The following is an 11,621-nucleotide window of genomic DNA, read 5'->3' as shown; positions in this document are numbered from 1 at the left end:
TGCGTATACTTGCCCCACTGCAAGCGTCCGCCTGCGGTGGGAGCGAGAGGGAACACGGTGACCTTCACCGTCACATACGCCCCGCACGACGGAGGCACGGCGCGGCTGCGGCTGGCCGGCGAGCTCGACATGAGCACCGCGCCCGAGCTCAACGCCGCCATCGACCGGCTCGCCGCCGAGGGCGCCCGCCAGCTCCTGATCGACCTGTCGGAGCTGACCTTCTGTGACTCCACGGGCATCGCCGCCTTCGTCCGGGGCGACAACCTCGCCGCCGCCGACGGCGGGTGGCTGCGGGTGACCGGCGCGACCGGCCGGGTCCACCGGGTGCTCCAGGTGACCGGTCTGGTCGGGGTGCTCAGCTACGACCCGGACACCGCCGACCCCACCTCGCGATCCCTACCGTGATGGGCTAGATTTCCCCGGCCGGCAGCGACCGGTTTGCCTCCGTCCTCCCCGACAGAAACAGGTGTTCCGATGCGCGCAGGTGCCCCGAACCCGGTTCGCATCCTCGTGGTGGACGACGACCCGGGCGACGTGCTGATGATCGAGGAGGCCCTGGCCGACTCCGACGTCAACAAGGTCATCGACGTGGTCAACGACGGCCAGGAGGCGATGGAGTTCCTCCGGCGGACCGGACGGCACGCCGAGGCGCACCGGCCCGACGTGATCCTGCTCGACCTGAACATGCCGCGGATGGACGGTCGCCAGGTGCTCGGCGAGGTCAAGCGGGACGAGGACCTGCGAACCATCCCGATCGTGGTGCTGACCACCTCCAACGCCGACACCGACATCGTCGGCAGCTACACCCTCCAGGCCAACGCGTACGTGACGAAGCCGATCGACCTGGACGACTTCAACGACGTGGTGCACCGCATTGACGAGTTCTTCGGCCGGGTGGTCGTGCTCCCCAAGCGCGCCTGACGGTTCCGCTGCGCGATGCCGCCGGCCGGCACGCGGATAGTGAATATTTTTCTCAAATCCCCGCGCCCCGGGCCCGCGCCGTCGAGGATCGACAGGTGGCGGATCGACATCAGCTGCCTGGGGGGCGACAGCATGGAATTCTCGGTCGTTGAGATCGGCTACGACCAGCGGCAGGTGGACTCCTGCCTCGACGAGGTGGACGCGCGGCTGAGCCGGCTCGTCGCGCGGCTGGAGCGGCTGGCCGCCGCCGGACAGGAGTGGGACCAGCTCCGGCGGGAGGCGGTCCTGCTGCGGGCCGGGCTGGCGCGCCGGGGCGGGATCGCCGCCGATCCCGATCGGCGGGTCGACCCCGGATCCGTCGACCGCCGGGCGGTCCAGCGCCACGCCCCGGGCGTCCGGCGGGAGGCGGCGGAGATTCTCGCCGCGGCCCGCCAGGAGCTCGAATCCGCCCGTGAGGAGGCCCGTCAGGTGCGCGAGCGGGCCTACGCCGAGGCGGTGCGGGCGCGCCGGGAGTTCGAGGCGGCCCTCGACGAGCGCCGGCGGCGGGCGGCCCGGGCCGAACAGTTGCTCTCCGGTGTCACCGTGCCGGTGGACACCCCGACCGCCGCGGCCGGGGTGCCGGCGACCCGGGTCGCCGCTGGCGCCACGGACGCCCCGGTGGAGCCGGAGCCGGACGCGCGAGTCGCCTGACCCGGGCACTCCCGCGAGACGGCCGGGCGCGGCCCCCCGAGTGGGCCGGGGCGCGGCACGCGGAATGTGGGCCGTGACGGCACGACATGCGGCACGTCGGCCCTTCCGTGGTCCCTGAGGGCACGACGTGCGGCATGTGGGGCCTTCCGTGGGCCGTGACGGCGCGACATGCGGCATGTCGGTCCGCAGCGGGGCGAGCGTGCCGCCCCCGGGTCAGACCAGCAGGGCGGCGACCACGGTGGTGGCCCGCCGCTCGTGCGGGGCGTACGCGTTCGGGAAGGCGGAGATTTGGACCGCCTGGGCCGCCGCGGTCACGCTGAGGTCCTGCCAGCCGGGGACCTCCCGCAGGGCGAGGTAGAACGCCCGGGCCGCGTACTTCGGGTCCATCAGTTGGCGCACCGTGCCCCAGCCGCTGCTCGGCCGCTGCTGGAACAGGCCCACCGAGTCGTGGTCGGCGCCGGTGCCCTGGTGCGGGTACCGGCGGGATTCCGGCACCACCTCGCTGGCGAGATTGTGCAGGTCGCTCTCCTGCATGGCGGTGGAGAGCGCCACCACCAGGGCCCGGCGGGGCATCTTGAGGCCGCGGCCGACGTCGACGATGACCTTGGCGTTGTTCATCTGCGCCTGGTCGAGCCCGGCGACCGGTCGGGGCGGGCCCGGCGGGACCGGCTTGCGCGGGATCGCCCGGTGGGTGGTGGGCTTCGGCGCGGGCGTCGGTGAGCCGGTGGCGGCGGGTGGCAGCCGCACGGCCGCGCGGTCCAGGGACCGGGAGGCCGGCTGGTCCGCCGCGGTGGCGGCCCGCTCGGCCATCGCCTCCCGCAGCGGGTCGTGGGGGGTCTCCTCGGCGTCCCCGAGACCGGCGCCGGCGAAGGCCGCCGCGCCCAGCGCGCAGGTCACCCCGGTGGCCAGGGCCACCCGGAACGGGGCGGAGCGCACCAGCGCCCGCCGGGGCGGCTCCGGGACGCGGTGGCGACCCACCCGCCTTTCGGGGGAGGGGGCATCGGTCGAACGGCTGGCCGGTCGCGTGGCGGGCTGCTTCTGCTCAGGGGAGTCGTCGGGATGCACCCGCCGAACCTAGAGAGGTTCTTCGCCCTTGCCATCGGGGTAGTTGGTGGGATGCGACACAATTTGCCATGATCCGGCCCGTCATTACCCTCGGTAGACCACGAAGCCGGCTAAGCAAACATGACCGGAATTCCGGTTAAACGATGATTCGCTGGGAGGAAGGGTGCGCGCGATCGTATCGAATGCGGCCAACGTCCCGATCGTCCGTTCGGGGGAGGGGCCCCGCACCGACCCGGGGAGGGCCCGTCGGCCCCGCAGCGCATGCGGGCGGTGATCGGCGGCGTGCTCGACGAGCCCGCCCCGGACCGCGAGCGGGCCCGGCGGCCGGCGCGCGGCCTGGTCGTCGGCGTGCTCGCCGTGCTGCTCGCCGCCGTCCTGGTGGGCCACGGCCTGGTGCCCAACGTGCGGGGCTTCGGCAGCCTGCTGGACAGCGCCACCCCGCTGCTCGGGCTGGCCGTGCCGCCGCTGGCGCTGGCCGCGGTGCTGCGCCGCTCGCGGTGGGCCCTGGTCGCCGTACTGCTCCCCGCGGTGATCTGGTCGGTCCAGCACGGGGCCGCCTGGTTGCCGTCCCGCGCCTCCGGCGAGCCCACCGGGCTCCGGGTGGCCAGCCAGAACCTGCGCGCCGACAATCCCGACCCGGCGGCCACCGTCGCCGCGCTGCTGCGCACCGAACCGGATCTGATCGCCCTGCAGGAGGTCGCCGACGACGGCCGAATCGCCGCGCCGCTGGCCGCCCGGTACCCGCACCGCGCGGCCGTCTCCACCGTCGCGCTGTACAGCCGCTACCCGATCCGCGCCGAGGACGGGGTGGACACCGGGTTGGGCTGGACCCGGGCCCTGCGGGCCGTGGTCGCCGCGCCCGGCGGGGACGTCACGGTGTACGTGGCCCACCTCGGGTCGGCCCGCGCCGGGCAGACCACCACCCGCGACGGCACCGTCGAGGCGCTGGCCGCGGCCGTACGGGCGGATCCGGCGCCGCGGCTGGTCGTGCTCGGCGACCTCAACACGGCCAGCACCGACCGGTCCTTCCGGCCGCTCGGCCGGCTGCTGCGTGACGCCCAGGCGGACGCCGGCCGGGGCTTCGGTTTCACCTGGCCGGCCCGGCTGCCGCTGACCCGCCCCGACCACGTGCTCTATCGGGGGCTCACCCCCACCACCGCCGGCGTGCTGGCCACCCCGGACAGCGACCATCGGGCGGTGACCGCCGGTTTCCGCTGACCAGCGGCGCCCGCCGGCTCAGTGCCGGCCGTTCTCCGCCGCAGCGACGGTCAACCGGTGCCGGGTGCTGTCCCCGCTGGAGAAGGGCCAGAGCCGGTCCGCGTGCTCGACCAGGGTGGCCAACTGCTCCCGGGTCAGCCCGGCCGAGGAGATCGACGCGTGCACGTCGGCGCGGTACCGGCCGTCGTCGTCGCGCCCCAGCCTCGCCTCGGCGGTCACCTGGACGGTGTGCGCCTCGTCGGTGATCTCGCCCGCGACCTCCACCGCCGCGTGGTGCAGGCAGGACGCGAACGCCGCGGCGAGCAGCTGCTCCGGGGTCAGCCCGGTGCAGTGCGGCGCCAACGGGGACGCCAGCGCCGTGGACAGCCCGCCGTCGTCGGTGCGTACGTGACCTCCCGCGGCGGTCGCCGTGGCCTCGTGCAGCCAGGAACTGGGATCCGGCATGGCGTTCCTCCCGTCGTCGACCCGACGGCTACCCGGCCCGGCACCGGTGAAACGGCGCGTCCGCCCAGCTCAGCGCTCGGCCATCGTGTCCCAGTCGGTGATCTGGGCCGCCTCGGTCACCTCGGCCGCGGCGCGCTCGGTCCACGGCGAGACGGCCGGGGTGCGCGGGCGGGGGACCGCCGCCATCATCGGCACGTACACCCGGGCGTCCACCGCCTCGGCGAGCACCAGCGCGGCGACCAGGCTGGTGGGTCGGTTGGCCGGGTCGTCGTCGAGGCAGCGCTGGCACAGCTCGGCCACCTCGGCGGGCAGTCCGGGCACCTCGGGCAGCGGTTCGGGGGCCTGCCGCCGCCGCAGCCCGAGCAGCTGGGTGGTCGAGTCGGCCGGGTACGGCAACCGCCCGGTGAGGCAGTAGTAGAGCAGCACGCCCAGCGCGTAGATGTCGGCCGCCGGGGTGGCCGGCCGCCGGTCGAACTGCTCGGGGGCCAGGTAGGCGGGGGTGCCCACCACCATGCCGTCCGGTGTCCGGTCCGGTGCGCCGGCCGGAGTGGCGATGCCGAAGTCGAGCACCTTGACCCCTGCCGGGGTGAGGATCACGTTGGCCGGCTTCACGTCCCGGTGCACGATGCCGTGCGCGTGGGCGGCGGCCAGCGCGGCGCTGATCTCGGCGCACACCCGCACCCCGATGCGCCAGTCCAGCGGGCCGGCGCGCAGGTGGCTGGCGAGCGTCTCGCCCTCGGCCAGCTCCATCACGATGTACGGCGACTCGCGTCCCGGCACCGTCGTCGCCGTGCCGAAGTCGTGCACGCTGGCCACGTTGGGGTGCACCAGCCGGGCGGCCGACCGGGCCTCGGCCCGGATCCGCTCCACCGAGGCCCGCTCGTCCCGCCCGTCCGGGGCCATCAGCTTCACCGCGACCGGCCGGTCCAGCACCACGTCGTGCGCGCGCCACACCTCCGACATGCCGCCGATGCCGATCCGCTGCTCGAGCTCGTACCGCCCGGCCAGCGTGCGCATCGGTGCTCCTCGTCGTCGTGCCCGTTCCCGCCGGCCCGCAGCCGGCGCTGCCGGACCCGATACCCGGGCCGCGAGCAGGGCAAACCGTTCTGCGTGCGGGTCGGCGGAGGGCGGGCCGGCGCTGCGGTAGCGTGCGGGCAGGGCCGGCGTCACCCGGGGTGTCGGCGTCGCGACGGACGGTGGTCGACGATGGCTGAGGTGCGCGTACGGTTCGTCGGCGGGCCGGCCCACGACCTGGTCCGGACGCTGCCCGCCGAGGCGGACGGCGGCCCGCCGCCCCGCTGGGTGCTGCGGCATCCGGACGGCCCGGCACCGGCGGGCGGCACCGGCCCCGACCACCTCTACGAGCGGGACCGCCCGGACCCGGCCGGCGGCTGGACGATGCGGTTCGTGCACACCTACCCGCTCGGCGCCGGCGAGTAGCCGGACCCCGTACAGCGGGCACACAGGCGCCGCAGAGGCGCGGCACAGGGAGCGGGCCGACGATGGGGGCATGGTCATGGAGGGGCAGGCCGCGCAGGGCCGGATCGAGCTGCGCCGACCCGACGGTGAGCCAGTGCGGGTGCTGGTGGTCGACGACGAGCCCACCCTCACCGACCTGCTCTCGATGGCGCTGCGCTACGAGGGCTGGCAGGTGCGCAGCGCGGGCGACGGGACGGCCGCGCTGAGCGCGGCCCGGCAGTTCCAGCCGGACGCGGTGGTCCTCGACGTCATGCTGCCGGATCTGGACGGGTTCCAGGTGCTGCGCCGGCTGCGCGAGCAGAGCCCCACCGTGCCGGTGCTCTTCCTGACCGCCCGGGACGCCGTCGAGGAGCGGGTCGCCGGGCTCACCGTCGGCGGCGACGACTACGTCACCAAGCCGTTCAGCCTGGAGGAGGTGATCGCCCGGTTGCGGGCGCTGCTGCGCCGCTCCGGCTTCGCGGTCGCCGCCCGGGAGGACGCCGTGCTCACCGTCGGCGACCTGAGCCTGGACGAGGACAGCCACGAGGTCCGCCGGGACGGGCAGTTGATCACCCTGACCGCCACCGAGTTCGAACTGCTGCGGTACCTGATGCGCAACCCGCGCCGGGTGCTGAGCAAGGCGCAGATCCTCGACCGGGTCTGGAGCTACGACTTCGGCGGCCAGGCCAACGTCGTCGAGCTCTACATCTCGTACCTGCGCAAGAAGATCGACGCGGGCCGGGCACCGATGATCCACACCCTGCGGGGCGCCGGGTATGTCCTCAAGCCCGCGGAGTGACCGGCTCGGGCGGCTGCGGCGCTGGCTGGCCGGCTGGTCGCTGCGGCGGCGCCTGGTGGTCTCCGTGGTGCTGCTGCTCGCCCTGGTCAGCATCGGCATCGGCGGGCTCACCACCGTCGCCCTGCGGCACTTCCTGATCGCCCGGGTCGACGAGCAGATCACCCTGGACAACGGGCGCCGCGGCGAGCTGCCCCCGTGGCTGCGGCCCGACCGGGACCGGCAGTGGCCCCTCGGCGCGCAGCGGGCGGCGGAGCCGCCGCCCGGGTTCCCGGTGGGCTCGGTGGCCGTCCGGATCGCCGACGGGGACACCCGGGCACGGATCCGCACCGCCGACGGCGAGCTGGCCGACCTGCCCGTCGACGCGGTCGCCCCGTTGACCGGGCTGCCCCGCGACGGGCGGCCCCGCACCGTCGACCTCGGCGAGCGCGGCGACTACCGGGCGGTGGCCCGCACCGCGCCGGACGGCGACGTCATCGCCGTGGCGTACCCGCTGACCGGGGTCCAGCAGACCGTCTGGTGGATGCTGGTGGCGCAGGCCGGGGTGGTGACGGCCGGCCTGCTGGTGGCGGGCAGCCTCGGCGCGCTGATCGTGCGGGCCACGCTGCGCCCGCTCAACCGGGTGGCCGCCACCGCCACCCGGGTCACCGAGCTGCCCCTGGACCGGGGCGAGGTGGCCCTGTCCGTGCGGGTGCCCGACGCCGACCCGCGCACCGAGGTCGGGCAGGTGGGCGCGGCGCTGAACCGGATGCTGGGGCACGTCGCCGCCGCGCTCACCGCCCGGCAGGCCAGCGAGACCCGGGTCCGCCAGTTCGTCGCCGACGCCAGCCACGAGCTGCGTACGCCGCTGGCGGCGATCCGCGGCTACGCGGAGGTGGCCCGGCGCGGCCGGGACCGGGTGCCGCCCGACGTGGCGCTCGCGCTGCGCCGGGTGGAGTCGGCCAGCACCCGGATGACCGGGCTCGTCGACGACCTGCTGCTGCTGGCCCGCCTCGACGCCGGCCGGCCGCTGGTCACCGAGCCGGTCGACCTCACGGCGCTGGTCGTCGAGGCGGTCGCCGACGCGCACGTCGCCGGGCCCGGGCACCGGTGGCGGCTGGACCTGCCCGACGAGGTGGTCGACGTGCCCGGCGACGCCGCGCGGCTGCACCAGGTGGTGGCGAACCTGCTGGCGAACGCCCGGGTGCACACCCCGCCGGGCACCACGGTCACCACCCGACTGGCCCGGGTGGACGGCGCGGTGGAGCTCAGCGTCGCCGACGACGGCCCCGGGGTGCCGCCCGAGCTGCGCGACGAGGTGTTCGAACGGTTCGCCCGCGGGGACAGCTCCCGGTCCCGGGAACACGGCAGCACCGGCCTCGGCCTGGCCATCGTGGCCGCGGTGGTGGCGGCGCACCACGGCACCGTCCGGCTGGCCAGCGAGCCGGGGCGGACCGTCTTCACGGTCCGCCTGCCCGAACTCCACAGCTGACGCACAGCCCGGCCATCGGTGCGGCACAACGGCGCCGGCCAGGCTGGCCGGCATGGACGCGACGAGAAGCCTGTTGACCCCGCCGGCCGGACCGGCGCCGCAAGTCGGGACATCCGCGAGCCGGGAAACCGCACCCGATGGGACCGCGAGCCCGGCGCCCGAGCAGCCGGCTACGGCCGTGCCCGCCGCGCCGCCGGGGGCCGCGCCGCCGGTGCGGGACCCGCGCTGGGTGCGGCCCGCGCTGGCCGTGCTGCTGCTGGCCACCGGGGTGCTGTACCTCTGGGGGCTGGGCGACTCGGGCTGGGCCAACTCGTTCTACTCGGCGGCCGCGCAGGCCGGCTCGCAGAGCTGGAAGGCGTTGTTCTACGGATCCTCCGACGCGGCCAACTCGATCACCGTGGACAAGACGCCCGCCTCGTTGTGGCTGATGGCCCTGTCGGTGCGGGTGTTCGGCCTGAGCAGTTGGTCCATCCTGGTGCCGCAGGCGCTGCTCGGCGTGGCCACCGTCGGCGTGCTGTTCGCCACCGTCCGCCGCTGGTACGGGCCGGTCGCCGGCCTGATCGCCGGGGCGGTGCTCGCGCTCACCCCGGTCGCGGTGCTGATGTTCCGGTTCAACAACCCCGACGCGCTGCTGGTGCTGGCGCTGGTGCTCGCCGCGTACGCCACGGTGCGCGCGGTGGAGACGGCCAGCACCCGGTGGATCGTCGCCGTCGGGGCGCTGGTCGGCCTGGGCTTCCTCACCAAGATGCTGCAGGCGTTCCTGGTGATCCCCGTGTTCGCGGCGGTCTATCTGCTGGCCGCGCCGACCGGGCTGTGGCGTCGGATCCGTCAGCTGCTGCTGGCCGGGCTGGCGGTGCTGGTCGCGGCCGGCTGGTGGGTGGCGGTGGTCGAGCTGGTGCCGGCCGCCGCCCGGCCCTACGTCGGCGGCTCGCAGCACAACAGCATCCTGGAACTCACCCTCGGCTACAACGGCCTGGGCCGGATCACCGGCGACGAGGAGGGCCGCGTCGGCGGCGGGGGCCCGTTCTCCGGCCAGACCGGCTGGCTGCGGATGTTCGACACCGAGGTCGGCGGCCAGATCTCCTGGCTGCTGCCGGCCGCGCTGATCCTGCTGGTCGCCGGCCTGGTGCTCGCCGGCCGGGCGGCCCGCACCGACCGCGCCCGGGCCGGGCTGCTGCTCTGGGGCGGGTGGCTGCTGGTCACCGGGCTGATCTTCAGCTTCATGTCCGGCATCTTCCACGCCTACTACACGGTGGCGCTGGCGCCGGCGGTCGGCGCGCTGGTCGGCAGCGGGGTGGTCCTGCTCTGGCGGGTGCGCACCGCGCCGGCCCCGGCAGCCACGGACACCGCCGGCCCGGGCGGCGAGTGGGCGCCGGCCACCACCCGCCCCGGTGGTGCTCGGGCGCTGGTCGCCACCGGCACGCTCGCGATAACCCTCGCGGTGACCGTCTGGTGGTCCTGGCGACTGCTCGGGCGCAGCCCCGACTGGCAGCCGTGGCTGCGGGTCGCGGTGCCGGCCGCCGGCCTGCTGGCGGTGGCGCTGCTGCTGCTCACCCACCGGTGGGCCCGGCGCGCGGTGCCGCTCGGGCTGATCCTCGGCGCGGTGGCGGCGCTCGCCGGCCCGGCGGCCTACGCGGCGCAGACCGCGGCCACCCCGCACACCGGCGCCATCCCGACGGCCGGCCCGGCCGGGCAGGGCGGGTTCGGCCCCGGCCGGGGCGGCTTCCCCGGCGGCCGGGCTCTCCCGGACGGGCAGCGCGACGGCCGGTTCCCGGGCCGCCCGGACGGCGGCCAGAACGGCGCGCCGGGCCAGGCCGGGCCGCAGTTTCCCGGCTTCCCCGGCGGGCAGTTTCCCGGCTTCCCGGGCGGCGGCAGTCCGAACGGCGCCGGCGGGTTCCCCGGCGGGCCGGGCCAGCGCGGTGGCATGGGCGGTCTGCTCGACAGCCGCGAGCCGAGCGCCGAACTGAAGCAGCTGCTGACGGCCGACGCCGACGCGTACACCTGGGTGGCGGCCACGGTCGGCTCGAACAACGCCTCCGGCTACCAGTTGGCGACCGGTGCGCCGGTGATGCCGGTGGGTGGCTTCAACGGCAGCGACCCGGCGCCGACGCTCGCCCAGTTTCAGGCGCACGTGGCGGCCGGGCGGATCCACTGGTTCATCGGCGGTGGCGGGTTCCGGGCCACCGGCGGCAGCACCGCGTCGCAGGAGATCGCCACCTGGGTGGCCGAGAACTTCGAGTCGCGGACCGTCGACGGGGTCACCGTCTATGACCTGAGCAGCGGAAAGCAGGGCTGAGGCATGATCCCTTCCAGCGCGGAGCGCCCGGCCGTGCAGACGCCCACCCAGGCGCGGACCGTGGTGCTGGACCTGGTGGTGCCGGTGTACAACGAGGAGGCCGACCTCGAACCCTGCGTACGCCGGCTGCACGCGCACCTGAGCGCGCACTTCCCGTACCCGTTCCGGATCACCGTGGCGGACAACGCGAGCGTGGACGGCACCCTCGCGGTGGCCGAGGCGCTCGCCGCCGAACTGCCCGACGTGCGGGTGCGGCACCTGGCCGAGAAGGGCCGGGGCCGGGCGCTGCGGGCGGCCTGGTCGGATTCCGACGCGCCGGTGCTGGCCTACCTGGACGTGGACCTCTCCACCGACCTCGCCGCGCTGCTGCCGCTGGTCGCGCCGCTCATCTCCGGCCACTCCGACCTGGCCATCGGCACCCGGCTGGCGCGGACGTCCCGGGTGGTGCGCGGGCCCAAGCGGGAGATCATCTCCCGCGGCTACAACCTGCTGCTGCGCGGCACCCTCGCGGTGCGGTTCTCCGACGCGCAGTGCGGCTTCAAGGCGATCCGCGCGGACGTGGCGCGCGAGCTGCTGCCGCTGGTGCGCGACACCGGCTGGTTCTTCGACACCGAACTGCTGGTGCTGGCCCAGCGGGCCGGGCTGCGCATCCACGAGGTGCCGGTGGACTGGGTGGACGACCCGGACAGCCGGGTGGAGCTGGTCGCCACCGCCCTGGCCGACCTGCGGGGCATCGGCCGGCTCGGCCGGGCCCTGCTGACCGGCGCGCTGCCCCTGGGGCGGTTGCGCGAGCAACTGGGCCGGGCGCCGCTGAGTCCGCCCCCGGCCCGGGTGCCGGCGGGCCTGCCCCGGCAACTGGCCCGGTTCGCCGCGATCGGGGTGGCCAGCACGCTTGCCTACCTGGCGCTGTTCGTGGCGACCCGGCCGGTCCTCGGGGCGCAGGCGGCGAACCTGGTGGCGTTGCTGCTCACCGCGATCGCGAACACGGCGGCCAACCGGCGGCTCACCTTCGGCGTCACCGGTCGCCGGCACGCCGGCCGGCACCACCTCCAGGGCCTGCTGGCCTTCGGGTTGGGCCTGGCGTTGACCAGCGGCTCACTCGCCGTGCTGCACGCGGTCGTCGCCCACCCACCGCGGATCCTGGAGCCGGCGGTGCTGGTGGTCGCCAACCTGGCCGCCACGGTGCTGCGCTTCGCGCTGCTGCGCCTCGCCATGCACCACCGCCGCTGAGGCGCGCGCGTCCCGGCCCGGTCGTGGCACGC

Annotated in this window: 11 protein-coding genes and 1 pseudogene; 9 read left to right on the top strand and 3 right to left on the bottom strand. The window is 75.6% G+C overall.

What is annotated here, in order from left to right:
* The first annotated feature begins 57 nt into the window (after positions 1-57).
* The 3 genes from K7640_RS22970 to K7640_RS22960 all read left to right on the top strand — a co-directional run bounded on the left by K7640_RS22970 (position 58) and on the right by K7640_RS22960 (position 1,611).
* Entirely contained in the window at positions 58-405 is a 348-nt protein-coding gene (locus tag K7640_RS22970) for an STAS domain-containing protein (protein WP_222956958.1), read from the top strand.
* 69 nt (positions 406-474) lie between these two features.
* Complete coding sequence (locus K7640_RS22965; protein ID WP_222956957.1) at positions 475-921, top strand: response regulator; 447 nt, start codon at positions 475-477, stop codon at positions 919-921.
* 132 nt (positions 922-1,053) lie between these two features.
* Positions 1,054-1,611: an ATPase gene (locus K7640_RS22960; protein ID WP_222956956.1), complete on the top strand. Its 558-nt coding sequence runs from the start codon at positions 1,054-1,056 to the stop codon at positions 1,609-1,611.
* A 213-nt stretch (positions 1,612-1,824) separates the two neighbouring features.
* Here K7640_RS22960 and K7640_RS22955 read toward each other — a convergent pair whose 3' ends face one another.
* Complete coding sequence (locus K7640_RS22955; RefSeq protein ID WP_222956955.1) at positions 1,825-2,676, bottom strand: hypothetical protein; 852 nt, start codon at positions 2,674-2,676, stop codon at positions 1,825-1,827.
* Between the two features lie 261 nt (positions 2,677-2,937).
* Between K7640_RS22955 and K7640_RS22950 the strand changes: the two genes are divergently transcribed.
* Positions 2,938-3,894 carry an endonuclease/exonuclease/phosphatase family protein gene (locus K7640_RS22950; protein WP_222956954.1) on the top strand — a complete coding sequence of 319 codons (957 nt, stop codon included), beginning with the start codon at positions 2,938-2,940 and terminating at the stop codon, positions 3,892-3,894.
* Positions 3,895-3,912: 18 nt separating this feature from the next.
* Here K7640_RS22950 and K7640_RS22945 read toward each other — a convergent pair whose 3' ends face one another.
* On the bottom strand, positions 3,913-4,338 hold the full coding sequence (locus tag K7640_RS22945) for an OsmC family protein (RefSeq protein WP_222956953.1): 426 nt from the start codon (positions 4,336-4,338) through the stop codon (positions 3,913-3,915).
* Between the two features lie 69 nt (positions 4,339-4,407).
* Positions 4,408-5,355, bottom strand: a complete 948-nt coding sequence (locus K7640_RS22940; protein ID WP_222956952.1) for a serine/threonine-protein kinase — start codon at positions 5,353-5,355, stop codon at positions 4,408-4,410.
* 189 nt (positions 5,356-5,544) lie between these two features.
* On the opposite strand from K7640_RS22940, the gene K7640_RS22935 reads away from it, so the two are divergent.
* The 5 genes and pseudogenes from K7640_RS22935 to K7640_RS22915 all read left to right on the top strand — a co-directional run bounded on the left by K7640_RS22935 (position 5,545) and on the right by K7640_RS22915 (position 11,589).
* A complete protein-coding gene (locus tag K7640_RS22935; protein WP_222956951.1) occupies positions 5,545-5,778 on the top strand; it encodes a hypothetical protein in 234 nt (77 codons plus the stop codon).
* Between the two features lie 76 nt (positions 5,779-5,854).
* Positions 5,855-6,595, top strand: a complete 741-nt coding sequence (locus tag K7640_RS22930) for a response regulator transcription factor (protein ID WP_222957013.1) — start codon at positions 5,855-5,857, stop codon at positions 6,593-6,595.
* Positions 6,573-8,067: pseudogene (locus K7640_RS22925) on the top strand (sensor histidine kinase); the annotation flags it as partial. The gene K7640_RS22930 and the pseudogene K7640_RS22925, both read left to right, overlap by 23 nt.
* Before the next feature lie 48 nt (positions 8,068-8,115).
* The gene (locus K7640_RS22920; RefSeq protein ID WP_222956949.1) at positions 8,116-10,359 is read left to right on the top strand and encodes a glycosyltransferase family 39 protein; all 2,244 of its coding nucleotides are present in this window, start codon (positions 8,116-8,118) and stop codon (positions 10,357-10,359) included.
* A gap of 3 nt (positions 10,360-10,362) precedes the next feature.
* Positions 10,363-11,589: a glycosyltransferase gene (locus tag K7640_RS22915; RefSeq protein WP_222956948.1), complete on the top strand. Its 1,227-nt coding sequence runs from the start codon at positions 10,363-10,365 to the stop codon at positions 11,587-11,589.
* The last annotated feature ends 32 nt before the right edge of the window (positions 11,590-11,621 follow it).

The sequence above is a fragment of the Micromonospora sp. PLK6-60 genome (genome assembly GCF_019890675.1).
GTDB lineage: Bacteria > Actinomycetota > Actinomycetes > Mycobacteriales > Micromonosporaceae > Micromonospora.
Note: the sequence above shows the minus strand (reverse complement) of the source record. Positions and strands in the feature narration are given on the sequence as shown.